General features: G+C 44.1%; 30 protein-coding genes. 29 read left to right on the top strand and 1 reads right to left on the bottom strand.

All coding sequences use genetic code 11. The features are described from left to right. Positions 1 to 97 precede the first annotated feature (97 nt). Together rpsA and fni are read left to right on the top strand one after the other, a co-directional pair. The gene (gene rpsA / locus K1I44_RS00385; protein WP_219984942.1) at positions 98 to 1,237 is read left to right on the top strand and encodes a 30S ribosomal protein S1; all 1,140 of its coding nucleotides are present in this window, start codon (positions 98 to 100) and stop codon (positions 1,235 to 1,237) included. A gap of 12 nt (positions 1,238 to 1,249) precedes the next feature. Then, on the top strand, positions 1,250 to 2,302 hold the full coding sequence (gene fni, locus K1I44_RS00380; RefSeq protein ID WP_219984941.1) for a type 2 isopentenyl-diphosphate Delta-isomerase: 1,053 nt from the start codon (positions 1,250 to 1,252) through the stop codon (positions 2,300 to 2,302). Between the two features lie 33 nt (positions 2,303 to 2,335). Here fni and K1I44_RS00375 read toward each other — a convergent pair whose 3' ends face one another. After that, a complete protein-coding gene (locus K1I44_RS00375) occupies positions 2,336 to 2,440 on the bottom strand; it encodes a YpzI family protein (RefSeq protein WP_219984940.1) in 105 nt (34 codons plus the stop codon). A 104-nt stretch (positions 2,441 to 2,544) separates the two neighbouring features. Here K1I44_RS00375 and K1I44_RS00370 point away from each other — a divergent pair, with 104 nt between their 5' ends. The 27 genes from K1I44_RS00370 to K1I44_RS00240 all read left to right on the top strand — a co-directional run bounded on the left by K1I44_RS00370 (position 2,545) and on the right by K1I44_RS00240 (position 25,730). After that, positions 2,545 to 3,144, top strand: a complete 600-nt coding sequence (locus K1I44_RS00370; protein ID WP_219984939.1) for a YphA family membrane protein — start codon at positions 2,545 to 2,547, stop codon at positions 3,142 to 3,144. Further along, positions 3,141 to 4,037, top strand: coding sequence for a YIEGIA family protein (locus tag K1I44_RS00365; protein ID WP_219984938.1), 897 nt, complete (start codon positions 3,141 to 3,143; stop codon positions 4,035 to 4,037). The genes K1I44_RS00370 and K1I44_RS00365 overlap by 4 nt, the downstream gene beginning before the upstream one ends. Beyond that, positions 4,034 to 4,216 (top strand): capping complex subunit for YIEGIA, encoded by a 183-nt coding sequence (locus K1I44_RS00360; protein ID WP_003394511.1) that lies wholly within the window; start codon positions 4,034 to 4,036, stop codon positions 4,214 to 4,216. The genes K1I44_RS00365 and K1I44_RS00360 overlap by 4 nt, the downstream gene beginning before the upstream one ends. A gap of 90 nt (positions 4,217 to 4,306) precedes the next feature. Further along, positions 4,307 to 5,617 carry a ribosome biogenesis GTPase Der gene (der, locus tag K1I44_RS00355; RefSeq protein ID WP_219984937.1) on the top strand — a complete coding sequence of 437 codons (1,311 nt, stop codon included), beginning with the start codon at positions 4,307 to 4,309 and terminating at the stop codon, positions 5,615 to 5,617. Between the two features lie 11 nt (positions 5,618 to 5,628). Continuing rightward, entirely contained in the window at positions 5,629 to 6,651 is a 1,023-nt protein-coding gene (locus K1I44_RS00350; protein ID WP_003394517.1) for an NAD(P)H-dependent glycerol-3-phosphate dehydrogenase, read from the top strand. A gap of 177 nt (positions 6,652 to 6,828) precedes the next feature. Then, positions 6,829 to 7,032: a DUF2768 domain-containing protein gene (locus tag K1I44_RS00345; RefSeq protein WP_003394519.1), complete on the top strand. Its 204-nt coding sequence runs from the start codon at positions 6,829 to 6,831 to the stop codon at positions 7,030 to 7,032. Between the two features lie 15 nt (positions 7,033 to 7,047). Beyond that, entirely contained in the window at positions 7,048 to 7,770 is a 723-nt protein-coding gene (locus K1I44_RS00340; RefSeq protein WP_003394521.1) for a hypothetical protein, read from the top strand. A gap of 124 nt (positions 7,771 to 7,894) precedes the next feature. Next, complete coding sequence (gene spoIVA / locus K1I44_RS00335; RefSeq protein WP_219984936.1) at positions 7,895 to 9,373, top strand: stage IV sporulation protein A; 1,479 nt, start codon at positions 7,895 to 7,897, stop codon at positions 9,371 to 9,373. A 258-nt stretch (positions 9,374 to 9,631) separates the two neighbouring features. Then, positions 9,632 to 9,904 carry an HU family DNA-binding protein gene (locus K1I44_RS00330; RefSeq protein ID WP_003394524.1) on the top strand — a complete coding sequence of 91 codons (273 nt, stop codon included), beginning with the start codon at positions 9,632 to 9,634 and terminating at the stop codon, positions 9,902 to 9,904. Between the two features lie 110 nt (positions 9,905 to 10,014). Beyond that, entirely contained in the window at positions 10,015 to 10,578 is a 564-nt protein-coding gene (folE, locus tag K1I44_RS00325) for a GTP cyclohydrolase I FolE (RefSeq protein WP_003394525.1), read from the top strand. A 9-nt stretch (positions 10,579 to 10,587) separates the two neighbouring features. After that, complete coding sequence (mtrB, locus tag K1I44_RS00320; RefSeq protein ID WP_004889838.1) at positions 10,588 to 10,815, top strand: trp RNA-binding attenuation protein MtrB; 228 nt, start codon at positions 10,588 to 10,590, stop codon at positions 10,813 to 10,815. A gap of 60 nt (positions 10,816 to 10,875) precedes the next feature. After that, the gene (locus K1I44_RS00315; protein ID WP_219984935.1) at positions 10,876 to 11,523 is read left to right on the top strand and encodes a heptaprenyl diphosphate synthase component 1; all 648 of its coding nucleotides are present in this window, start codon (positions 10,876 to 10,878) and stop codon (positions 11,521 to 11,523) included. 25 nt (positions 11,524 to 11,548) lie between these two features. Then, entirely contained in the window at positions 11,549 to 12,262 is a 714-nt protein-coding gene (locus K1I44_RS00310) for a demethylmenaquinone methyltransferase (protein ID WP_219984934.1), read from the top strand. Positions 12,263 to 12,273: 11 nt separating this feature from the next. Next, entirely contained in the window at positions 12,274 to 13,236 is a 963-nt protein-coding gene (hepT, locus tag K1I44_RS00305; protein ID WP_219984933.1) for a heptaprenyl diphosphate synthase component II, read from the top strand. Between the two features lie 111 nt (positions 13,237 to 13,347). Continuing rightward, positions 13,348 to 13,794 carry a nucleoside-diphosphate kinase gene (ndk, locus tag K1I44_RS00300; protein WP_219984932.1) on the top strand — a complete coding sequence of 149 codons (447 nt, stop codon included), beginning with the start codon at positions 13,348 to 13,350 and terminating at the stop codon, positions 13,792 to 13,794. 173 nt (positions 13,795 to 13,967) lie between these two features. Further along, on the top strand, positions 13,968 to 14,738 hold the full coding sequence (locus K1I44_RS00295; RefSeq protein WP_219984931.1) for a CheR family methyltransferase: 771 nt from the start codon (positions 13,968 to 13,970) through the stop codon (positions 14,736 to 14,738). 108 nt (positions 14,739 to 14,846) lie between these two features. Then, a complete protein-coding gene (gene aroC / locus K1I44_RS00290; protein WP_003394532.1) occupies positions 14,847 to 16,016 on the top strand; it encodes a chorismate synthase in 1,170 nt (389 codons plus the stop codon). A gap of 2 nt (positions 16,017 to 16,018) precedes the next feature. Beyond that, a complete protein-coding gene (gene aroB / locus K1I44_RS00285) occupies positions 16,019 to 17,119 on the top strand; it encodes a 3-dehydroquinate synthase (protein WP_219984930.1) in 1,101 nt (366 codons plus the stop codon). Next, positions 17,116 to 17,496 carry a chorismate mutase gene (aroH, locus tag K1I44_RS00280; protein ID WP_003394538.1) on the top strand — a complete coding sequence of 127 codons (381 nt, stop codon included), beginning with the start codon at positions 17,116 to 17,118 and terminating at the stop codon, positions 17,494 to 17,496. Before aroB ends, aroH begins: the two co-directional genes overlap by 4 nt. Before the next feature lie 168 nt (positions 17,497 to 17,664). Next, on the top strand, positions 17,665 to 19,170 hold the full coding sequence (gene trpE / locus K1I44_RS00275; protein ID WP_219984929.1) for an anthranilate synthase component I: 1,506 nt from the start codon (positions 17,665 to 17,667) through the stop codon (positions 19,168 to 19,170). Beyond that, complete coding sequence (gene trpD, locus K1I44_RS00270; protein WP_219984928.1) at positions 19,163 to 20,173, top strand: anthranilate phosphoribosyltransferase; 1,011 nt, start codon at positions 19,163 to 19,165, stop codon at positions 20,171 to 20,173. The genes trpE and trpD overlap by 8 nt, the downstream gene beginning before the upstream one ends. Further along, on the top strand, positions 20,166 to 20,927 hold the full coding sequence (trpC, locus tag K1I44_RS00265; RefSeq protein WP_219984927.1) for an indole-3-glycerol phosphate synthase TrpC: 762 nt from the start codon (positions 20,166 to 20,168) through the stop codon (positions 20,925 to 20,927). The genes trpD and trpC overlap by 8 nt, the downstream gene beginning before the upstream one ends. After that, positions 20,924 to 21,559 (top strand): phosphoribosylanthranilate isomerase, encoded by a 636-nt coding sequence (locus tag K1I44_RS00260; RefSeq protein ID WP_219984926.1) that lies wholly within the window; start codon positions 20,924 to 20,926, stop codon positions 21,557 to 21,559. The genes trpC and K1I44_RS00260 overlap by 4 nt, the downstream gene beginning before the upstream one ends. After that, a complete protein-coding gene (trpB, locus tag K1I44_RS00255; RefSeq protein ID WP_003394548.1) occupies positions 21,553 to 22,749 on the top strand; it encodes a tryptophan synthase subunit beta in 1,197 nt (398 codons plus the stop codon). Before K1I44_RS00260 ends, trpB begins: the two co-directional genes overlap by 7 nt. Beyond that, a complete protein-coding gene (trpA, locus tag K1I44_RS00250; protein WP_219984925.1) occupies positions 22,746 to 23,588 on the top strand; it encodes a tryptophan synthase subunit alpha in 843 nt (280 codons plus the stop codon). The genes trpB and trpA overlap by 4 nt, the downstream gene beginning before the upstream one ends. Further along, positions 23,530 to 24,645, top strand: coding sequence for a histidinol-phosphate transaminase (gene hisC / locus K1I44_RS00245; protein WP_219984924.1), 1,116 nt, complete (start codon positions 23,530 to 23,532; stop codon positions 24,643 to 24,645). The genes trpA and hisC overlap by 59 nt, the downstream gene beginning before the upstream one ends. Then, positions 24,627 to 25,730, top strand: a complete 1,104-nt coding sequence (locus tag K1I44_RS00240; protein WP_219984923.1) for a prephenate dehydrogenase — start codon at positions 24,627 to 24,629, stop codon at positions 25,728 to 25,730. The genes hisC and K1I44_RS00240 overlap by 19 nt, the downstream gene beginning before the upstream one ends. Positions 25,731 to 25,737 lie beyond the last annotated feature (7 nt).

Genomic DNA, 25,737 nt, shown 5'->3' with positions numbered 1-25,737 from the left:
TTTTTCTTTGTGGTTAATGGACGAGCACATCGTTGTTCGCCCATTCAACATATATTTCTGTCGTCGAGCAGGTGTGGAGTGTAAGGAGGTATTCACTATGGAAGAGATGAATCAAGTTGATGTACGCGTCTATGAAGTAGGCGACACAGTAAAAGGTCAAGTGACAAAAGTAGAAGACAAACAAGTGCTTGTTGATGTAGAGGGAAGCAAGCTTGTCGGCATTATCCCGATTAGTGAGCTGTCAAGCCTTCATATCGAAAAAGCAAGTGATGTGCTGTCGGTTGGGGATGCAGTCATCGCAAAAGTGAAAAAAGTAGAAGATGAAGCAATCATTTTATCGAAGAAAGCTGCAGATGCGGAACAAGCGTGGGAAGATCTTGAGCGAAAACTTACAAACGGCGAGACGTTTGATGTAGTCGTGAAAGATATTGTAAAAGGCGGGCTTGTGGCTGATGTCGGCGTCCGTGCCTTTATTCCAGCATCGCTTGTTGAGAAAGATTTTGTCGAGGATTTCACAGACTATAAAGGACGTACGTTAGCTGTGAAAGTCATTGAACTTGATCGAGAAAAAAATCGCGTCGTTTTATCTCATCGGGCTGTTGTAGAAGAAGAAGAAACATCGAAAAAGAAGGCGGCATTGCAGTCGCTTCACGTCGGTCAAGTGCTTGAAGGAACAGTCGCGCGCATTACAAACTTCGGCGTGTTCGTCAATGTTGGTGAGATTGATGGTCTCGTACATATTTCTCAGCTTGCCCATACACGTGTAGATCATCCGTCAGACGTCGTGAAAGAAGGCGATGTCGTAAAAGTGAAAGTGCTTGCGATTGATGAACAAAGCGGTCGCGTTTCTTTATCGGTGAAAGAAGCATTGCCAGCTCCATGGGATCATATCGAACAAAAAATAAAAGAAGGCGATGTGTTAGAAGGGACAGTGAAACGTTTAGCGCCATTCGGAGCGTTCGTTGAAGTGTTACCAGGTGTTGAAGGTCTTGTTCATATTTCGCAAATTTCAACAAAGCATATCGGGGCACCGCATGAAGTGTTAAAAGAAGGCGATGTTGTAAAAGTGAAAGTGCTTGCAGTAAACGAAAAAGAAAAACGCTTATCGTTAAGCATTCGTGAATTGCTCGAAGATGACGTACAAGAAGACTATCGTGAATATACAACTTCAACAGAGACGACGACGGGATTTCAAATTGGTGAAGTGATTGGAGAACAGCTAAAAAAATTAAAATAAATGGTGATTGCAGTGGATCGTGCAAAACGAAAATTACAACATATTGAATATGCTCTTGCAACAGGACAGCACCGCTTGCACGGGTTTGAAGATGTGACATTTGTACACAATAGCTTGCCGAATATTTCCACTGCTCATATTGATTTGCAAACGACAATCGGCGAACTTTCTTTACGTTCGCCGATTTTTATTAATGCAATGACGGGCGGTGGAGGCGACCAAACGGCGAAAATTAACGAACAGCTTGCTTACGCGGCTAAACAGTGTGGTATAGCTATGGCTGTTGGTTCACAAATGGCTGCTTTAAAGGATGAGAGAGCGCGCTCGTCGTTTACTGTGATTCGGGAAGTAAATAAACATGGACTTGTTTTTGCTAACTTAGGTAGCGAAGCGACGGTCGAACTGGCAAAGCGAGCAATCGATATGATTGAAGCAAATGCCATCCAAATTCATTTAAACGTTGTTCAAGAGTTAGTTATGCCTGAAGGTGACCGAGATTTTTGTGGAGCGCTTTCACGCATTGAACAAATTGTTTCTGCTGTTGATGTACCGGTCATTGTAAAAGAAGTTGGCTTCGGTATGAGCAAAGAGACGGCGCGGAAGTTAGAACAGATCGGCGTATGTGCAGTTGATGTTGGCGGCTTTGGAGGAACGAATTTTGCGCAAATTGAAAATGAGCGGCGCAAACAACCATTGACGTATTTTAATGAATGGGGAATGACGACGACCGTATCGATTGCCGAAGTGGCAACAACTACCGAGCGATTGTCCATTATTGGCAGCGGTGGCGTGCAACATGCCCTAGATGTAGCTAAATGTATTGCGCTTGGTGCTTCTGCGGTAGGAATGGCAGGCTATATGTTGCGTTTCCTTATCGAGCGAGGGGTGGAAGCATTAATTGAGGAAATTGAGCGTCTGCATAATGATTTAACACTTATTATGACAGCGCTAGGTACTTCGACAGTTGCCGATTTGCAAAAAGCTCCCCTCGTCATCACAGGGAAAACACATCATTGGCTGCGTGAGCGAGGCATTGATACGACGCGTTATAGCCGACGACCATAAAGAAAAGGTGTCCTAAATGGGCACCTTTTCCGTTTATTTTTCCGTTTTTGTACTTCCTTTAAAATTTTTAGCTGGATCGCGATCGGACTCAACGCGTCGCGATTGTTTTAGCTTTTTCTCTTGGCGATCTCTTCCCATGTTTGTTTATCCCTCCTCCGTTTTTTATTTTGTCCATTCCTTTTTTCCACATACAGAGATTAAATTTTTAAAAATAAGACATAATGGAAAGTGGAGGTGTTACGGTGGAAGGAGGTTATTTTTATTGGCTTTCTTGGTTTTTATGGATCATTTACACGTTTTTCGCTCCCAAAAATCGTGCGCGCCTATGGATTTGTGTATGTATCTTATTGTTAATTATATTGTCTGCGCATGATGTGACAATTCATTCGTTTCACATTTCACTTGCATACGTCTTCATGCTTTTTGTTAGTTATTTTTTCGTCATGAAACAAACGGGGATGACGTTCATGTATTTTGCATTGGCAAGTGCAAGTATGACGATGTTATATGCTTCCTTTCATTTCATGTTATTGTTTGACCCGGTTTGGGTGTTTATAGATGCGACATGGTTGCTTGCATTCGTCCTTTTGCTTGCATCGTTTTCATTATATCGAACATTTCATGATCGTTTGCTCGTTTTGACGGTCGGTTGTTGTCAAGGAGACTTTTTGTACGCATTTGTGTTAAAGCAATTTTCATTTCCCCACGTCGTTGGCTCATTGTTATTTTTAGATGGATGGGCGTTTGCAACGACATGTTTATTTATATGGAAGTGGCTTGAACAATTACCGATGCATATCGATACGAGATTTTACAAGCGGACAAAGGAGGCTAAAACGTGAACGAATATACGTATCCAATTTTATTTGGTGTCATTGTCGGGGTGTCAACGAGATTATACTTACTAAAAACAGATTACCGCCAATATCCAACATATTTGCACGGAAAAATTATTCATATTGCGCTCGGCTTTATTGCAGCAGGACTTGGAACTGTGGCGGTGCCGGCCATTATGGAAAAAGAGTTCGCTGCCATTACTTTTTTAGCATTGGCGGCCTCTCAGTTTCGCGATGTGCGAAACATGGAGCGAAATACGTTAAATGAGCTCGATCAGTACGAACTTGTGCCGCGTGGTAAGACGTACATTGAAGGGATTGCCATCGTCTTTGAAGGGAGAAATTACTTAGTTATTTTTGCGTCATTTTTAAGTACGTTTGCATATTTAGTTTGGAACGTATGGCTTGGGATCGTTGCTGCTGCGCTTTCGTTTATTATGGCTCGTAAATTCATGTCCGGCAGCCGGCTTGGCGACATTGTCGAAGTGGAGTACGTGAAACCCCATTTTAAAGGGGCAGGGTTATATGTCGACAATATTTACATTATGAACATCGGCCTAGAAGCGAGGAGAGAAGAAATTTTACGATATGGCATGGGATTTATTTTGAAGCCAAAAAATTTTAATGCCCGCTCCACAATCGCTAATCTTGGACAACGGCAGGCGATTTTGCACGATATTTCGACCGCGTTGGGCGTATACCGCGATTCAGGCACGCCAGCGCTCGTTCCGCTCGCCAAGCGGGATTTAGATGATGGACGAGTCGGCATCTTTATTTTACCACAGGAAAAAGATGTGGAAAAAGCAAAAGCAATTATTCGGAATGTGCCGACGTTAGAAAACGCGATTCGTATGCCGACGAAATCGGAAACGAACCAAGCAGGGAAGGTGTTACGATGACTGTGGAAAAAATGATTTTAGCCGTCATTACAACGTCGCCTCATAAAGTGGCTGGTGGCGTGACATTTATTTGTGAAAACAATGAGGAAATGCAGCGAGTTGCCGCGAACTTAGAAGCTATTTTAGACGGCATCGCCCACGCGCTAAGCGACGATTTGCTCATTATTGTGAAACATTGATTTTTTTGATAAAATGGGAAAGCTAGACCCTTCAATGGAAGGGCTTCTTTTTTGTTCGGGTTTCGAAACTTAATGAAGGAGTGTGAGCGTATGACGAAACCAGTTGTAGCGATCGTTGGTCGCCCAAATGTTGGGAAGTCGACGATTTTTAACCGCATTGTCGGAGAACGTATTTCCATTGTAGAAGATGTGCCGGGAGTGACCCGTGACCGAATTTATAGCAGTGGTGAATGGTTAAACACAACGTTTAACATTATTGATACAGGCGGTATTGACATCGGCGATGAACCGCTATTAACGCAAATTCGTCAACAAGCAGAAATTGCGATCGATGAGGCGGATGTCATCATTTTTATGACGAATGGTCGAGATGGCGTCACAGCTGCTGATGAAGAAGTAGCGAAAATTTTATATCGCTCGAATAAACCAGTTGTGTTAGCAGTGAACAAAATTGATAATCCAGAAATGCGTGAAAACATTTATGATTTTTATACGCTCGGATTCGGAGAACCGATCCCGATTTCTGGTACGCACGGATTAGGGATCGGAGATTTGTTAGATGCAGTCATCGCCCATTTTCCGAAGCGTGAAACGAAGGAATACGATGCCGATGTCATTAAATTTTGTTTAATTGGTCGCCCAAACGTTGGGAAATCATCGCTCGTTAATGCCATTTTAGGTGAGGAACGCGTCATCGTTAGCGATATTGCAGGGACGACGCGCGACGCGATCGATACGACGTTTAAACGCGATGGTCAAGAATATGTCATTATTGATACAGCAGGGATGCGCAAAAGAGGAAAAGTATATGAAAGTACCGAAAAATATAGTGTGTTGCGCGCGCTAAAGGCGATCGAGCGATCCGACGTTGTGCTTGTCGTCATTAATGCGGAAGAAGGCATTATTGAACAAGATAAAAAAATTGCGGGGTATGCGCATGAAGCTGGTCGAGGTGTCGTTATTGTCGTAAACAAATGGGATGCAATTGAAAAAGATGAAAAAACGATGATCGAATTTGAGAAAAAAATTCGTGACCATTTTCAATTTCTTGATTATGCACCGATCGTATTCGTATCGGCAAAAACGAAGCAACGGTTGCATAAGCTGTTGCCGATCATTCAAATGGTAAGTGAAAATCATGCGATGCGCGTTCAAACGAACGTATTGAACGAAGTGTTGATGGATGCGATTGCTATGAATCCGACACCGACACATAACGGCCAACGATTAAAAATTTATTATATGACGCAAGTAGCGGTAAAGCCACCAACGTTCGTTGTATTCGTCAACGATCCGGAATTGATGCATTTCTCATACGAACGCTTTTTAGAAAACCGAATTCGTGATACATTTGGGTTTGAAGGAACGCCAATTAAAATTATTGCACGTCCGCGCAAGTAAGGAGGGATTCAATGGTTACTGTATTAGGAGCTGGTAGTTGGGGTACGGCTTTAGCAATCGTTCTTGCTGATAACGGACATCATGTTCGACTTTGGGGACAGCGCCAGGAACAGATTGATGAGATTAATGAAAAACATACAAACGAAAAATATTTGCCAAATATTCATCTTCCAAAAGCGATCGTCGGTTATGTTGATCTTGCTCGAGCGCTTGAAGGAGTGGAAACGGTCGTATTAGCTGTGCCGACGAAAGCGATCCGCGACGTATTACAGCGCGTACGAACGTGCGTGAAACAGCCGATTACCATCGTTTCCGTCAGCAAAGGAATTGAGCCCGATACAAATAAACGTATTTCTGAAATTATTGAGGAAGAAATGCCAGCCCATTTGTTGCGAGATGTCGTTGTTTTGTCAGGTCCGAGCCATGCGGAAGAAGTGAGTTTACGCCATCCGACGACGGTGACGGTGTCATCGAAAAATATGGAAGCTGCCGAGCGCATTCAAGATTTATTTATGAATCATCAATATTTCCGCGTATACACAAACCCGGATTTAATTGGGGTAGAAATTGGCGGGGCTTTAAAAAATATTATCGCGTTAGCAGCGGGGATTACGGATGGGCTCGGTTACGGAGATAACGCGAAAGCGGCGCTTATGACGCGCGGGCTTGCAGAAATGGCGCGTCTCGGTAGCCGACTAGGGGCCAATCCGCTCACATTTGCAGGATTGACAGGCATTGGTGATTTGATTGTGACGTGTACAAGCGTTCATTCGCGCAACTGGCGCGCTGGCAATTTGCTCGGCAAAGGACAGGCGCTTGACGATGTGCTAGCGAACATGGGAATGGTCGTAGAAGGGGTACGGACAACAAAAGCTGCCTATCAATTAGCGAAAAAAATGAATGTCGATATGCCGATTACGAATGCGCTTTACGATGTATTATTTAACGGCAAAGATGTAAAGCGTGCAGTTGACTCTCTCATGGCGCGTGGCAAAACGTCAGAACTTGAAGATTTAGCAAACATTTCGTTATAATTTTGTTTGAAATGGGCATGTGAAGAGTGCGTTGTTATGAATATTGCATACAATGCTATGAAAACATTCTCAGGCTTAAATGGATGGTGCAAGTTAGTCATCGTCTGAAGTAAAGAAGCCCCGCTTTACTTCAGCTTTTTTATGTATTGACAAAATGGGAGAAAGCGAGGGAGAGCGATGTCACCGGGTTTGTTAAAAATGTGGATTTCTTTAACGGGAATTGGGTTAATGTTTGTAGCTGTATTTTCCATTTATTTCAGCCGATATAAAGTGAAAAATAAAGTGCTGAAAGTCGTTTTAGCGACGATTGCGTACATAAGTATGATGATCGCTGGTCTTATTATTGTGTTTGTCGTATTTAGCGGACCAGTGCAAGAGTAAAAGGATGGATGAATGATGAAAAAGTGGCTGCTTTCTGCAATGGTCGTTAGTATAGTGATGCTGTTATCCGGATGCTTATATCCGCAAGAGCGTTTAGCGCAAAATCAAATTCCATACAAAGAACAAGTCGAGCGCGTTCAACAAGCGGTAAATGAATATCGTCAAGCGACAGGCGGACTGTTGCCAATTCGGACGCGCGACATGTCGACGCCGATTTATCAAAAATATCCGATTGACTTTAACATGCTCGTCCCGAGATATATGGCAGAACCGCCAGGCAATGCGTTTGAAAGCGGCGGTGTATACCAATATGTTCTCGTTGATGTTGAAACAAATCCGACGGTGAAGCTGCTAGATCTTCGTTTGGCGGAAGCCGTTCGTGATTTGAAGTTGCGCATTCGCATGTATCAAGATGCCCACGGTTATCCACCGTTTAAAGATGTGTTGGCTAAAGGTGTGTTTACGCTTGATTATAAAAAGTTGCGTTTAAATGCTCCTCCTCACGTCGTCAGCCCTTTTTCAGGGAAAAATCTTCCGCTTATTATTGACGGCAAAGGGGAAATTTACGTTGATTATCGTATCGATTTGTATGAAAAGTTGCAAACAGAAACGCACAATTATCGCTACGGAGACGATATTCGCGACTTGCTTGTGAAAAATTCCCTTTTTGTTCCAGCTTATTCCCTTCCGTACACAATTGATGAAAAGAAAAAAGAGCCTATTTTTCTCGTAAAATAAGTCATAATCCCTTCTCTAAACAAATACATTTTAGAGAAGGGATTTTTTTAGTCATAAACAAATAGGACAACAACATATGCATATAGTGTCCTCATATGTTTTAAATATAAGGGAGGGAAGGCAGTTGGAAAAGGTCGATCTTTTTAAAGATATTGCTGAGCGAACAGGCGGAGATATTTATTTAGGGGTTGTGGGCGCCGTTCGAACAGGAAAATCGACGTTTATTAAAAAGTTTATGGAACTTGTTGTCATTCCGAATATTCAAAACGAAGCAGATAGAGCTCGGGCACAAGATGAACTGCCGCAAAGTGCAGCGGGGAAAACAATTATGACGACAGAGCCGAAGTTTGTTCCAAATCAAGCTGTGAAAGTGAAAGTTGATGATGGACTTGAAGTGAACATCCGTCTCGTCGATTGTGTCGGTTATACGGTGCAAGGGGCGAAAGGGTTTGAAGATGAAAACGGTCCGCGCATGATCCATACCCCGTGGTATGAAGAGCCAATTCCGTTTCAAGAGGCGGCTGAAATCGGCACGAGAAAAGTCATTCAAGAACATTCGACGATCGGTGTCGTCATTACAACGGATGGAACGATTGGAGAAATTCCGCGCGAAAATTATATTGAAGCGGAAGAACGAGTTGTCAATGAGTTAAAAGAAGTAGGTAAGCCGTTTATTATGATTATTAATACGGTGCGTCCGCAACATCCTGAAACGGAGACGCTAAAGCAACAGTTAAGTGAAAAATACGATATTCCAGTATTAGCGTTAAGCGTTGAAGGAATGCGTGAAGCGGACGTGTACCAAGTGCTTCGTGAGGCATTATATGAGTTCCCAGTGCTAGAGGTGAACGTCAATTTGCCGAACTGGGTCATGGTGTTGCGTGAAAATCATTGGCTGCGTGAAAGCTATCAAGAAGCGGTGCGCGATACAGTGAAAGATATTAAACGATTGCGCGACGTAGATCGAGTCGTACAACAATTTAGCGAATATGATTTTATTGATGAAGCTCGTTTAGCTGGCATTGAAATGGGGCAAGGTATTGCAGAAATTGATTTGTATGCCCCAGATGAGTTGTACGATCAAATTTTAAAAGAAGTTGTAGGCGTTGAAATACGAGGAAAAGATCACTTGTTGCAATTAATGCAAGACTTTGCTTATGCAAAAGCAGAGTACGATCAAATCGCGGATGCGCTTCGCATGGTTAAACAAACAGGATATGGCATCGCCGCCCCATCGCTTTCTGATATGAGTTTAGATGAACCGGAAATCATTCGTCAAGGATCGCGTTTCGGTGTGCGGTTAAAAGCGGTGGCACCATCTATTCATATGATTAAAGTCGATGTTGAATCAGAGTTCGCTCCAATTATCGGAACGGAAAAACAGAGCGAAGAGCTCGTTCGCTACTTAATGCAAGATTTCGAGGATGATCCGCTCTCCATTTGGAACTCTGATATTTTTGGGCGTTCACTTAGCTCCATTGTTCGCGAAGGCATTCAAGCGAAGCTCGCCCTCATGCCAGAAAACGCGCGTTACAAATTAAAAGAGACGTTAGAGCGCATCATTAATGAAGGTTCTGGTGGATTAATTGCTATCATCTTATAAAAAGACTCCATGTGGGGTCTTTTTTGTTTTAGATGAAAAATTTCTCTTGCAGTCAAAAAGAGCGATATGATAATCTTTATTCAGAAAATGTTAGGCTCGTTGGAGAATAATAGGCAAATTGCATGATTTTGTTGAAAAAATGTTGAATTATAAGCAAGAATCAGTTAATATAAGGCGTGTTAATGTATAGAAACAATAGAAAGTGTAAACAACTGAAAGTAACGTATAGCGCATACGCTTTGGGAGGAGGTGAATGGCATGAACAAAACGGAATTAATTAATGCAGTCGCTGAAGCAAGCGGTCTTTCTAAAAAAGATGCATCTAAAGCAGTTGATGCTGTTTTTGACGCAATTACAGAAGCGCTTAAAAACGGCGATAAAGTGCAATTAATCGGTTTTGGTAACTTCGAAGTGCGTGAGCGTGCAGCGCGTAAAGGACGCAACCCGCAAACAGGAGAAGAAATCGAAATTGCTGCAAGCAAAGTTCCTGCTTTCAAACCTGGGAAAGCGTTAAAGGATGCTGTAAAGTAAGCAATTACATACAGCGAAAGAGGTAGCCGATTGCGAGCTGCCTCTTCTTTTTTGCCTTTTTTCCGTTTGGTATGCTAGAATCGGATTACGTGAAGTTGAATGTTAGGAGGATGCTGTACATGAATATGCAACAAATCGAACAGGCGGTTCGCTTAATTTTAGAGGCGATTGGTGAAGACCCGAATCGTGAAGGATTGCTAGACACACCGAAACGAGTGGCAAAAATGTATGCTGAGGTGTTCTCTGGCTTAAACGAAGATCCAAAAGTGCACTTGCAAACGGTGTTTAGTGAAGACCATGAAGAACTTGTCCTCGTCAAAGACATTCCGTTCTATTCGATGTGTGAACATCATCTCGTTCCGTTTTTTGGTGTTGCCCACGTCGCATACATTCCACGCGGTGGCAAAGTAACAGGGTTAAGTAAACTAGCACGAACAGTAGAAACGGTGGCACGGCGTCCGCAGTTGCAAGAGCGAATTACGGCAACGGTAGCTGATGCGATTATGGATACGCTTGAGCCGCATGGAGTCATGGTCGTTGTCGAAGCGGAACATATGTGTATGACGATGCGGGGTGTGAAAAAACCAGGAGCGAAAACAGTTACGACTGCTGTGCGCGGAACGCTTGCAGAGGATGAAAAAGCGCGCGCTGAAATATTGGCACTTATAAAGTAGGAGGGTGTTATGATGCAAGGGGATTATGTGGTCATTAAAGCGTTAGAAGATGGAGTAAACGTGATTGGATTAACGCGTGGTTCAGATACACGTTTTCATCATTCAGAAAAGCTCGATCAAGGAGAAGTGCTCATCGCTCAATTTACAGAGCATACATCAGCCATTAAAGTGCGCGGAAAAGCGCTCATTCAAACACAGCACGGCGAAATTCAATCCGATGCGAAAAATCATCGTTAACGTGAAGATAGTTTATGATATAATAGAGCCTGAGTTTTCGGGAAGCAAGGGTGATGAATCATGGATATACGACAGCAAATGGAACAAATACGAACGCGCATTCAGCACGCAATTGCCCATTCGTATGTAGATCGCTATATACAGCCACGCACGATAGACGAAGATCGCATATCGTTTGCTCTTTCTATGTTACGTTCAGCTCGAGTGGAAGCAAGCACCGCACTCGATTATGTATTCGCCATGATGTTAATTCAACTCGCCCTTGATACCCATGATGAAGTAGATAAGCAGCAAATGATGCAAAAAAAGCAATTAACAGTGCTTGCGGGAGACTTATATAGCGGATTGTATTACGAGTTTTTAGCGCAACGGCATGACATGTCACTCATTCGCCGCTTTGCCGAGGCGATTAAAGAAATCAATATACAAAAGATTCGTTTGCAACAGCTGTCGCCAGATGACGTTGAACGTTTTCATTGTATCGGTGTAATCGAATCAGCATTGCTTCGCAAGCTTTCAGAACACGTGCATGCTCATGAGTGGGGAGAGCTTGCATATTACTTGTTTTCGCTCAAGCGCATTCAACGCGAAGAGACAAAATCGAAAGCAATGGTCGATTATACCGATCATTGTAAACGAAAAGTACAAGACCTTTTTCATTTGCATCATGAAGAAGTGAAAGAGCGATTTTCTCATCTCCTCGCTTGATTTCAGTTGAAAGAAGGGGATTTTTATGCACCAGTCAAAAGAAGAACGTGTCCATCGCGTGTTTGAAAAAATTTCTGATCATTACGATCGTATGAATTCAGTCATTAGTTTTAAACGCCATGTCGCATGGCGCAAAGATACGATGAAGCGAATGAATGTGCAAAAAGGGGCGAAAGCGCTCGATGTATGTTGTGGGACAGCCGACTGGACGATTGCGCTAGCAGAAGCTGTTGGACCTAGCGGAGAAGTATACGGGCTCGACTTTAGCCGCAATATGTTAAAAGTTGGGGAAGAAAAAGTAAGAGAGCGCGGATTTCAGCATGTTACCCTCGTCCACGGCAACGCGATGAGCTTGCCGTTTCCCGACAACACGTTTGACTACGTGACAATCGGCTTCGGATTGCGCAACGTCCCTGACTATATGACCGTACTAAAAGAAATGTATCGTGTTGCCAAGCCAGGTGGAAAAGTCGTCTGTTTAGAAACATCCCAACCAACATTGATCGGTTTTCGACAATTGTATTACGCATATTTCCGATATATCATGCCTTTTTTTGGAAAGATTTTTGCAAAAAGTTATGAAGAATACTCATGGTTACAAGAATCAGCACGTGAGTTTCCTGGAATGGATGAGCTGGCAGACATGTTTCGTGAGGCTGGCTTTGTGCGCGTACAAGTGAAACCGTATACGTTCGGAGTGGCGGCGATGCATCTCGGACATAAACCTGATGAATATTAAGGTGAATAGTGATGAAGCTAAAGGCGATGTATTCGTTTTTAAATGGGGACTTAAACCGAATTGAAGAACAATTAAAAACAACGGTTCAGGCGTCCGATCCGCTCGTCAACGAAGCGTCGTTGCATTTGCTTGAGGCGGGTGGAAAGCGCATTCGTCCAGTATTCGTTTTACTCGGTGGCCAATTTGGCACATATCATTTTGAGCAGATGAAACGAGTGGCTGTCGCTCTTGAGCTTATCCATATGGCTTCGCTCGTTCACGATGATGTCATTGATGGGGCGACGTTGCGGCGAGGAAAAGAGACGATTCAAGCGAGATGGGGAGATCGTTTTGCCATGTACGTCGGCGATTATTTATTTGCCCGCGCGCTTGAACAAATGTGCGAAATTGACGATCCGATTGCCCATCAAATTTTAGCGAAAACCATTGTTGAAGTATGTCGTGGAGAAATTGAGCAAATTAGTGACAAATATCGATTTGATCAAAATTTGCGGCGCTACTTACAACGAATTAAAAGAAAGACAGCTTTACTCATTGCGGCAAGCTGTCAACTTGGCGCCGTCGTCGCTGGGGCACCTGAAGCTGTTCATAAAAAGTTGTATTGGTTCGGCTATTACGTCGGGATGTCATTTCAAATTACGGATGATATTCTCGATTTTATCGGGACGGAAAAACAGCTCGGTAAACCAGCAGGAAGCGACTTGTCACAAGGGAATGTGACGCTTCCTGTTTTATATGCGATGGAAGAACGGACGTTAAAAGAACAAATTATGAAAGTAAACGAACATACGACAAGTCGTGAGATGGCTCATGTCATTGATGGCATTAAACGAACAAACGCCATTGAAAAATCGTATGAACTCGGTGACCGCTACTTGCAAAAAGCGCTCGATATGCTTCAAAAGTTGCCGCGCAACCGCGCTTGGACGGCACTTTATAACATCGCAAAATACATTGGAAAGCGGAAATATTAAAAGAAAAATTAAATCGTTTTCATGGCGAATATTGCTAATTTGCATGCACAATGATATAATTGCGGAGGAGTCATTTCCAATACATAACGTATCAGGGGTGGAGAATTCGTCATGGAAAGAACGTTTCTAATGGTCAAACCAGATGGGGTACAGCGCGGTGTGATCGGTGACATCGTCGCGCGCTTTGAGCGCAAAGGATTTCAGCTTGTTGGAGCTAAGCTCATGCAAGTATCGCGCGAGCTTGCTGAGCAACATTACGCAGAGCATAAGGAGCGCCCATTTTTCGGTGAGCTCGTTGGGTTTATTACGTCCGGCCCAGTATTTGCGATGGTATGGGAAGGAGAAAACGTCATCGCCACCGCTCGTCAAATGATGGGGAAAACAAACCCACAAGAAGCATTGCCGGGTACTATTCGCGGTGATTTTGGCTTAACGGTCGGAAAAAATATCATTCACGGTTCCGACTCAAAAGAAAGTGCGGCTCGTGAAATTCAGCTGTTTTTCAAAGAAGAAGAACTCGTTTCCTACAACAAGCTAATAAACGAGTGGGTATATTAAAAAAAGCGCAAAGCGCTTCCCTTTCGCTTAAAGACAGTTTTTTGCTGTAGTAGCAAATCGTATACTTTTTATAGATAAAGGTAGGCGTATGCCTATCTTTATTTTTTTATTTCTGTTTTCTCGCATTTTCGTTATACTGGATGTATGAAAGAAAAGGAAAGAGGAGTTTGTGTATGAGTGATTATCAACAATTTATTGCGAACGTCAAACGAAAAACAGGAATTGATTTGGCTCTATATAAAGAGGCACAAATGAAGCGCCGATTAACTTCTCTTTATGAAAAAAAAGGGTTTAACAATTTTGATGAATTTTTCAAGGCGATGAATCATGACCAAGCATTGTTTCATGAGTTTTTAGACCGCATGACGATCAACGTATCTGAATTTTTCCGCAACGCGAAACGGTGGGAAGTGCTCGAGAAAAAAATCATCCCTAAGTTGCTTGAGAAAAACAAGCGTCTAAAAGTATGGAGTGCGGCTTGTTCGACAGGGGAAGAGCCATATACGCTAGCAATCATTTTGTCCAAGTTCATGCCGTTATCACAAGTGTCTGTATTAGCGACAGACATTGACGATAATGCGATGGCCCGGGCGAAACTTGGCATTTACATGGAACGATCTCTTCAAGAAGTTCCAGAAGATGTGAAGAAAAAGTTTTTTATAAAAGAAGGATCTCATTACAAAATTATTGATGATATTAAACGAACGGTCACATTTAAAAAACATAATTTGCTTGCTGATCCGTTTGATACGAATTTCGATTTAATCGTTTGCCGCAACGTGCTTATTTATTTTACGGAAGAGGCAAAACATGAGTTGTATTTCAAATTTAATCGCGCCCTTCGTTCGGGAGGGATATTTTTTGTCGGCAGCACAGAACAAATTTTTAATCCGACAGCATACGGCTTTGAAGTAGAAGATACGTTTTTTTATCGAAAAATATAGTTGCGACCGAACGCGGTCGCTTTCTGTGCAATTCAGGGGTTACGTCGGTGAGAAAAATGTGCTATATTCATACATAATCGCTTTAAAGAGTTGAAGGGAGAGAGAACATTGCGGTACTTAACGGCAGGTGAATCACACGGTCCACAATTAACAACAATTATTGAAGGTGTTCCAGCAGGATTGACGCTTTTAGCAGAGCATATTAATGAAGACTTGGCGCGTCGTCAAAAAGGATACGGTCGCGGACGACGAATGCAAATTGAAAAAGACGAAGTGAAAATTTTAAGCGGTGTTCGTCACGGAAAAACGCTCGGTTCTCCAATTACACTCGTTGTGGAAAACCGCGATTGGAAACATTGGACAAACATTATGGGCGTTGAGCCGCTCAACGATGAAACAGAAGAAGTCAAGCGAAAAGTGACACGTCCACGTCCAGGACATGCGGATTTAAACGGGGCGATTAAATATGGTCATCGCGATATGCGCAACGTGCTCGAGCGCTCTTCTGCGCGTGAAACGACCGTGCGCGTGGCAGCTGGAGCGGTAGCGAAACGCATTTTATCGGAGTTGGGCATTCGCGTCGCAAGCCATGTCGTTGAAATTGGAGGGATAAAAGCGGAACATACGGCGTATACATCGCTTGAACAATTGCAGCAAGTGACAGAGCAATCTCCTGTCCGTTGTTTTGACGCGGAAGCGGAGAAAAAGATGATGGCAGCCATTGACGAAGCGAAAGAAAAAGGTGACTCGATTGGAGGAGTCGTTGAAGTGATCGTTGAAGGTGTTCCTGCGGGTGTCGGAAGCTACGTTCATTACGATCGAAAGTTAGACGCAAAAATTGCCGCTGCTGTTGTCAGTATTAATGCGTTTAAAGGGGTTGAATTTGGTATCGGCTTTGAAGCGGCACGCCGTTTCGGAAGTGACGTGCACGATGAAATTGTATGGAGTCCAGAAACAGGATATACGCGTAAAACGAATCGACTTGGCGGATTTGAAGGTGGAATGACAACGGGAATGCCGATTGTTGTGCGCGGGGTGATGAAGCCGATTCCGACGTTATATAAGCCGCTCATGAGTGTCGACATTGAAACGAAAGAACCGTTTGCAGCAAGCATCGAACGTTCGGATAGTTGTGCTGTTCCGGCAGCGAGCGTCGTCGCTGAAGCGGTTGTGGCGTGGGAAATTGCAAATGCGATTGTCGAACAATTCGGACAAGATCGTCTCGATCTTATTATTGAAAATGTTGAAAATATGCGTCGATACGCAAAGGAGTTTTAACGATGAAACGCATTCATATCGCTACGCCGTCGAAACGATACGACGTTGTCATTGGGAATGAACTGTTGCACATGATTGATCGTATGATCGATCGCGTCTGTCCACATGTTACAGCTGTGCTTATTGTTGCAGACGAAACGGTCGCTTCGCTTTATTTATCCGATGTGCAGCATGCGCTTCGTCAAACGTACGATCGAGTGTATACACATATTATTCCAAGCGGGGAAGAAGCGAAGTCATTCGAGCAATTTTATGCGTGCCATACCGCTGCGTTAACGAACAATTTAGACCGTGATTCGTTAATCGTTGCCTTTGGTGGAGGGGTCGTCGGAGACTTAGCTGGTTTTGTTGCAGCAACGTATATGCGCGGCATTCGGTTCGTCCAAGTGCCGACGACATTGCTCGCACATGATAGTGCTGTGGGCGGAAAGACAGCGATTAACCATCCACTTGGAAAAAATATGATTGGTGCTTTTTATCAGCCTGAACTCGTCATCTATGACATTTCCTTGCTTTATACACTACCAGAACGAGAAATGCGGTCGGGTTTTGCAGAAATTATTAAACACGCTTTAATATACGATCGCGCTTTTTTCGGTTGGTTACAAGCGAACGTACAAAAGCTAGCAGATTTGCGTGGCGATCGACTACAATACGCTATTCAAAAAGGAATTGAAATTAAAGCGGCCGTTGTCGCACAAGATGAAAAAGAGCACAGCGTTCGCGCGCACTTAAACTTCGGCCACACGCTCGGCCATGCGTTAGAGAGCGAGCTCGGTTATGGGGTGATGACGCACGGAGATGCGGTCGCGCTCGGCATGCTATTTGCGATTTTTGTGAGTGAACGTTTTTACAAGCAACCGCTTTTTTATTCGTCGTTCCGGGCGTTATTTCACCGTTACGGTTTTCCGACATCGCTCCCATCACACGTATCGCCTGAACGTCTACTTGCAAAAATGAAAAAAGATAAAAAATCAAAAGAGCAAACGGTGCGCATGGTGCTAATGAAAGAGATCGGGACTGTATGCGTCGAGCGCATAAGTGACGACGAATTATTGCAATGGCTATATGCGTTTGTCGAGGAAGGGGGGAGGCAAGGTTGATTCGAGCGATTCGCGGAGCAACGACGGTGAGCGATAATGACGAGCAAGAAATTATAGCGGAAACGGAACGTTTGTTAGTAGAAATGGTACGCCAAAATGATGTTCGTGCAGAAGATGTCGTATCCGTGTTGATTTCAATGACCGATGATTTAAACGCTACCTTTCCCGCCAAAGCGCTGCGTCATCTTGACGGTTGGACGTACGTCCCCGTCATGTGCATGCGCGAAATTAACGTGCCACAAGCATTGCCGAAATGTATTCGCGTCATGATGACCGTACATACGAAGCGAGCACAGCAAGACATTCAACATGTATATTTGCGCGATGCGATCCAGCTTCGACCAGATTTGCAGTTGACAAAAAAGTCAGAAATATAATATGATGGTTTGTAAGTTAGCTGAGTAGAGTAAGAGTTGAGTAGAGAATGAGTGAGAGCGGAGCAGAGGATCGTTACGTGACGTACGCCTAAGGACTGCCCGTCTTTAGGCTTTTTTGTTTCCTCTTTGTTTCCCCTCGTGTTCATTCTCCAAGAAAGGAGAACGACCATGAATATAACTGCATTTTTACAGGCAGCTTCCCAATTTCGAACGATTCCGATTGTGAGGCGATTTTTTGCCGACACGTTTCAGCCAATTCAACTATTTACGGCTTTACGTGATGAGGCAGCGTTTTTACTTGAAAGTGGGGACGACATGTCGCCTTGGTCGCGCTATTCGTTTATCGGTATTCAGCCATTCATATCGATTGAAAGCGATGATGGAAAGCGGTTTTTTGTTAAAGAACAGCAGCGCACACTTATATGCACATCGACGATGAAAGAAGCGTTCGCGTTTATGCAACAACATGTAAACGTTCAGCCGTTGGCATTGGACGTTCCGTTTCGTGGGGGAGCTGTCGGTTATATAAGCTACGATTTTATTTCTTCTATTGAGAAAGTTCCGTATCATACCTATAACGATTTACAAATGAAAATCATCCATTTTGTCGTTTGTGAGACACTATTTGCTTTCGATCATGTAAAAAAGGAATTGCTGCTCATTCATTATGTTCGGTTAACCGAGAAAGACAATGAGCAAACGTGCATTCAAAAATACGAAGTTGCTTGTCAAAAAATCGATAAGTTGGCGCGCAAAATGGTTCACGGTTGTGATGAACAGGCGCATATGATGTTCGAACGACATATCCCTGTTTCATTTGATCGTGTGCGCTCAAATATGGATAAAAAAACATTTTACGAAGCGGTTGAGCGCATTCAATCATACATTGCAAGCGGGGATGTTTTTCAAGTCGTTTTATCACAACGGTTTGCTATTGAAACGTCGATTGACGGACTTGAACTATATCGTTTGTTGCGTTTATTAAATCCATCACCTTACTTATTTTATTTAAAGTTTGGTGAAGAACAAATCATCGGTAGCTCTCCAGAAAAGCTCATTCAAGTGCGGAATCGGGAACTTGAAATCGATCCGATCGCAGGCACGCGTCGACGCGGGAAAAATGAACGAGAAGATGAGGCTCTCATGCATGATTTGCTTCATGATCCGAAAGAGCGTGCAGAACATTATATGCTTGTCGATTTAGCTCGCAACGATATTGGGCGCGTCGCTATGTATGGGACGGTACGCACCACGCAATTTATGCAAATTGGGAAGTTTTCGCACGTCATGCATCTCATTTCTAAAGTGAAAGGGACGCTTCGAGATGATGTTCATCCGCTTGATGCGTTGACAGCTGCTTTTCCTGCTGGAACGGTTAGCGGAGCACCGAAAATTCGGGCGATGCAAATCATTCAAGAACTAGAGCCGACAGCGCGCAACGTTTATGCAGGCGCCATTGCATATATCGGCTTTGATGGCAACATTGACTCATGTATTGCCATTCGTACGGCCGTATTAAAACAAGGGGTAGCATACGTACAAGCGGGGGCGGGAGTTGTTGCCGACTCGCTGCCTGCGTTGGAATGGAAAGAAACGCGCAATAAGGCGAGCGCCTTAATTCACGCGATTCAACTAGCAGAACGTGTATTTCGAGGAGGGGAGCAACGTGTTTGAACAGTTGTTGCATAAATGTGCTTCTCAACAAACGTTGACGGAACGAGAAGCGTATGAAGCGATGCACGTAATGATGAGCGGAGAAGCGGATGAAAGACAAGTAGCTGCTTTGCTAGCTTTGTTGCGTTTTCGCGGTGAAACGGTCGATGAGCTTGTCGGATTTATTCGAGCGATGCGTCAACGCATGCACACCGTTTCTTTTGATGAGCCGGTAATCGATACGTGCGGAACAGGAGGAGATGGCAAAGGAACGTTTAACATTTCGACAGCTGTCGCTTTGCTTATCGCCTCGCTTGGCGTTGCGGTGGCGAAGCATGGCAATCGCGCTGTTTCTTCTACGAGCGGGAGCGCCAATGTGATTGAACATTTTCGCATCCCGATGCCGAAAACAGAGGAAGAGGCAAAACAAGCGTTGCAAAACTATCGTCTCGTTTTTTTATTCGCCCCATTTTACCACGAGGCTATGAAACATGTAGCTCCTGTTCGCCAAAGTTTAAAAATGCGCACCGTGTTTAATTTGCTCGGTCCGCTTGTTAATCCTGCTCAGCCAACAAGACAGGTGATCGGAGTGCATCATGCAAAAGATGCGTTAAAAATGGCTGAAGCGCTGCAACGAATCGGAACAGAACATACAGTGTTTGTCACAAGCAGTGACGGTTTAGATGAATGTAGCGTTGCTTCAGAAACATTGTTAATTGAGTTGAAAGATGGACAGCTGTCGCAACGCGTTATTGTTCCTGAAGATGTCGGATTATCTCGCGGTTGCTTATCTGACATATGCGTCGGTAGCGTAAGCGAGAGTGCCCAACTCATTGAACGTGTGTTTGCAAATTGTGCGAACGAAAGTGCAACAAATGTCGTTTTGCTCAATGCAGGTGTTGCTTTGTATGTTGCCGGTGTCGCACCCGACATTGCAAATGGAGTGAACATGGCGAAACACGCGATTGAAACAGGTTGCGCGCATGCGTACTTACAACGTTTGAGAGGTGAAATGTATGCTTGAACACATTTTGCGAACAAAAAGGGAAGAAGTGGCATCGTTACAATTGCCAGAGGCATGCGAACACCTTCCTCGTCGTTCATTTTATGACGCTTTAGCCAAACCGCATCGCTTTTTAGGATTGATTGCGGAAGTGAAAAAAGCGTCGCCATCGAAAGGAATCATTCGACAACAAATGAACGTCGTCGATATTGCGTGTGCGTACGAACGGGCGGGCGCTGACGCCGTGTCGGTGTTAACAGATGAACAATATTTTAAGGGACATCGATCATACGTGACGAAAGTGAAAAAGCATATTCATATACCGATTTTACGTAAAGACTTTATTATCGACCGCAAACAGCTTGTAGAAAGCGTTCGTATTGGTGCAGATGCGATTTTGCTCATCGGTGAGGCGCTTGATCCGTCTTTTTTACACGAATTATATGAAGAAGCGCACGAAATAGGATTGCAATGTTTAGTGGAAGTACATGCTCCTCAGACGGTAGAGAACATTTTAAAGCGGTTCACGCCGAAAGCGATCGGCATTAATAACCGTGATTTAACGACGTTTCGTACGTCGCTTCATGTGACAAAACAAATCGTTCCGCTTTTACCGGATTGCATTATTGTAAGTGAGAGCGGCATTCATACGTACGATGATGTTCGGACAGTACAACAAGCGGGTGCTCATGCGATGCTCGTCGGTGAAGCGTTGATGAGAAAACAAGATGTTCGTGCAGCTATTTATGAATTGTTTGGGGAGCGTGAAATATGACCGTTTTAAAATATTGTGGCAATCGTTCGTTGCAAGATGTGCAACGTGTTGCCAAAAGCCAAGCAGATTATATCGGGTTTGTTTTTGCTGAAAGCAAGCGAAAGGTCGAGCCGAAAGACGTCAGTCGATGGTTAGCGTCTGTCGAACTTCGTGACAAACAAACAGTTGGGGTGTTCGTTCATCCAACGATTGCTTCTGTTGCTTCTGTTCTCGAGCACGTGCCTTTATCGATCATTCAGTGTCACGGTATGGAAAGTGTTCAAATGGTGAAGCAATTAAAACAAACATTTCAAATTCCTGTTTGGAAAGTGATCCATCATGCACATAAGGCGTGGATATATATGCGCGTGTGGGAAGGAATTGCAGACGGGTTCGTTATTGATAGCGGAAGAAAAGGAGCGTGGGGAGGAACGGGCGTCTCATTCGATTGGGAGCATGTTCCTTATTATATCGAAGAAGCGAAACGGCAGCATGTTCCTTGTCTTATTGCAGGTGGGATTACCCCAGAAAACGTGGAACAACTGCTAGCATATGAACCGTTTGGCATAGATATAAGCAGCGGAATTGAAGAAGACGAACGAAAAAGTGACCAAAAAATAAAAAAAATCGAACAGAAGGTGAAAACATGTTGACAGTACCGAATGAACGTGGTCGTTTTGGAACGTTCGGTGGAAAGTTTGTTCCGGAAACATTAATGCGCCCGTTAGCCGATATGGAACGCGAATGGCATAAGGCGCTGACTGACCCTTCGTTTCATGCCGAATATATGCATCATTTATATGAGTATTCAGGACGTCCGACCGCTTTAACGTTTGCAAAAAACTTGACAGAACGATTAGGCGGGGCGAAAATGTACTTTAAACGCGAAGACTTGAACCATACAGGCGCCCATAAAATTAACAATGCCATCGGTCAAGCGTTGTTAGCGAGACGAATGGGAAAACGAAAAATTATTGCTGAAACAGGTGCAGGTCAGCACGGTGTAGCTGCGGCTACCGTTGCCGCCCGTTTCGGCATGGAATGTAAAGTGTTTATGGGCGAAGAAGACGTAAAACGGCAAGCATTAAACGTCTTTCGTATGAAATTGCTTGGCGCGCAAGTCATTCCAGTAACAAGCGGCAATCGAACGCTAAAAGATGCGACAAATGAGGCGATTCGCTATTGGGTCGAGCATTGTGATGACCATTTTTATATGATTGGATCTGTTGTGGGTCCGCATCCGTATCCGATGATGGTGCGCGAATTTCAACGCATTATTGGCGAAGAAGCGCGCGAGCAAATGTTGAAAGTAGAAGGAAAACTTCCAGACGTGATTATCGCATGTGTTGGCGGCGGCAGCAATGCAATCGGCATGTTTCATCCGTTTTTAGATGATGACGTCGAATGCATCGGCGTCGAAGCAGCAGGAAAAGGAGTGCATACGACTGAACATGCCGCAACGATAACGAAAGGGACAAAAGGCGTCATTCATGGCTCGCTCACATACGTATTGCAAGATGAACACGGTCAAATTACGGAACCGTACTCTATTTCAGCAGGGCTAGATTACCCAGGCGTCGGACCGGAGCATGCATATTTAGCTACAATCGGTCGTGTCCGCTATGAAAGTGTAACGGATGAGGAAGCGATCAACGCGCTGCAAATGACGGCGGAAGCGGAAGGGATCATCCCTGCTATCGAGTCAGCGCACGCGCTCGCCAAAGCGTTTCAAATTGCTCCCCTTCGCTCATCGGATGAAGTCATTCTCGTTTGTCTATCAGGAAGAGGCGATAAAGATGTGCAAACGGTAATGAACTACTTAGAAGGGAGTGAGCCGAGATGAAACATTTTATTCCGTTTATCGTTGCGGGTGATCCGTCTGAAGAAGTAACGATTGATTTAGCGATTGCTCTTGAACAAGCAGGTGCGACGATATTAGAACTCGGCGTTCCTTACTCAGATCCGCTTGCAGATGGACCAATTATTCAGCGAGCGGCGAGCCGGGCGTTAAAACAAGGGATGACGTTGACGACAGCGCTTGAACTCATCGGTCGCATGCGAAAAAAAGGTGTAAAAATTCCGATTATTGTCTTTACGTATTATAATCCTGTGTTACAATTAGGAGAAGAACGCTTTTTTGCTTTAGCGCAACAAAACGGCGCAAACGGCGTACTTATTCCCGATTTGCCGTTTGAAGAAAGCGAACATATGAGAATGTTAGGTGACGCATATGACATCCCATACATTTCACTTGTCGCCCCGACGTCGCATGAACGTATTGCAATGATTGCATCACAAGCGAAATCGTTTTTATATTGCGTATCATCGTTAGGAGTAACGGGTATTCGGGATTCATTGCCGACGCAATTGCACGAATTTTTACAACAAGTAAAGCGATATAGTCGCGTCCCTGTCGTTGTCGGATTCGGCATTTCGAACGCCCAGCAAGTGGAGCAACTCCAACATGTATGCGATGGCATCGTCATCGGGAGCGCGATCGTACAAAAAATCGAACAGCTTCAAGACGAATTAATCAATATCGATACACGTCAACGTGCGCTCATCGCTTTCTCGCAATATGTTGCTGCGCTCATTGAACCATTGAAGATGAGGGTGAGAAAAAATGAAAGTGAAACAACAATTACAACAACTAAAACCGTACCAACCGGGCAAACCGATTGAAGAAGTGAAACGGGAATATGGACTAGAAACGGTTATTAAGCTTGCATCAAATGAAAATCCGTACGGATGCTCACCGCTTGTTCACGATGCGATCGTTAGTGAACTAGATCATTTAGCCTTATATCCTGACGGATATAGTCGGTCGCTGCGCGAGGCGCTCGCGGCCCATTTGGGAGTCGAGGGAAAGCAACTTATTTTCGGGAACGGCTCAGATGAGATCGTTCAAATCATTTGTCGTGCATTTTTGCAAAAAGGGACGAATACAGTCATGGCTACACCGACGTTTCCACAATATCGCCATAATGCGATCATTGAAGGGGCAGAAGTGCGCGAGATTCCTTTGCGAGACGGACATCATCATCTTGAAGCGATGCTTGAGGCGATCGATGACAATACGCGCGTCGTTTGGATTTGTAGCCCAAACAATCCGACAGGTACGTATGTGAATGACGCTTCTTTGCGCTCGTTTTTAGCCAACGTGCCGAAACATGTGCTTGTCGTTATTGATGAAGCGTATTATGAGTACGTGCAAGCGGAAGATTACCCAAATACGGTCGCTTTACTCCAACAATATGAAAATATAATGATTTTGCGCACGTTTTCGAAAGCGTATGGACTAGCGGCACTTCGCATCGGATATGGCGTGGCACACGAGCATGTTTTACGAGCGATCGAGCCAGCTCGCGAGCCATTTAATACATCGCGTCTTGCGCAAGTCGCAGCCTTGGCAGCATTAAACGATCAACCATTTATTCAACAATGTGTCCAAAAAAATAAACAAGGATTAAACCAATTTTACGCTTTTTGCGATCAACACGGTTTGCGTTACTACAAGTCTGAAGGAAATTTCATCTTAATTGATTTTGGCTTTAGTGGTGATGAAGTGTTTACGTACTTGCTTCAGCGTGGCATCATCGTCCGCTCCGGATGCGCTCTTGGCTTTCCGACAGCTGTGCGCATAACAGTAGGGTCGACAGAACAAAATGAAATCATTATTCATGCTTTAACGAACATGCTGAAAGAAAGAAGGGAGCGTTTTTGCGGGGAAACATTTTAATTGCTGGTTTAGGTTTAATCGGAGGTTCAATCGCGCTTGCGATGAAGCGCGCACATAACGATGCGAAAATTTTTGGATATGATGTGTCGAGCGAATCGTTGCGTTTAGCGCGCTCGCTCGGCGTTATTGATGAAGCGGTGCCGTCGTTTGCTCATGCGGCACAAGAGGCGGATGTAATCGTGCTTGCCGCCCCGGTTGTCCAAACAGAACAATTGCTTTGTGAACTGCTCGAGCTTTCTTTACGCCCTCACGTTATCGTTACAGATGTAGGAAGCACGAAAGAGCGTATCGTCAATCAAGCGATGCCGCTATTAGAAAAAGGGGTCGCGTTTATCGGCGGGCATCCGATGGCCGGCTCCCATAAGAGCGGTGTTGCGGCTGCGCGTGCGCATTTGTTTGAAAATGCCTTTTATATTTTAACGCCAACAAAACATGTGAAAGAAGAAGACGTTACGCGATTAAAACAGTGGCTTGAGGGAACGAAAGCTCACTTTGTTACATTAACACCGAAAGAGCATGACCGAATTGCTGGAGTCATTAGCCATTTTCCGCACATCATTGCAGCAAGCCTCGTTCATCAAGCACAGCAGTACGAACGGGAAGATGAGCTTGTGAGTCGATTAGCGGCAGGTGGTTTTCGTGATATTACGCGTATTGCTTCTAGCAATCCAGAAATGTGGCGCGATATTTTCATACATAATAAAGAGGAATTGCTACATTTGTTTGATCGTTGGATAGAGGAAATGAAAAAAATTCGTATGTACGTTGCGGACGGTGATAGCGAGCGTCTTTATCAATACTTTCATGAAGCGAAACAGTTTCGTGACGGGCTGCCTGTCCGAACGAAAGGGGCTATTCCTTCCTTTTACGATTTATATGTGGATGTACCAGACTATCCGGGGGTTATTTCTGAAATTACAGGTTATTTAGCAAAAGAGCGTATTAGCATTACAAATATTCGCATTATTGAAACGAGAGAAGATATTTACGGTGTGCTTCGTTTAAGTTTTCAAACAGAAGATGATCGGCAACGCGCGAAACATTGCATTGAAGCGAATACGAACTACGAGACGTACGTTGTGTAAAAGAGGG

It is taken from the genome of Anoxybacillus sp. ST4 (genome assembly GCF_019448545.1).
In the GTDB taxonomy this organism is placed as follows: Bacteria; Bacillota; Bacilli; order Bacillales; family Anoxybacillaceae; genus Anoxybacillus; species Anoxybacillus pushchinoensis.
Note: the sequence above shows the minus strand (reverse complement) of the source record. Positions and strands in the feature narration are given on the sequence as shown.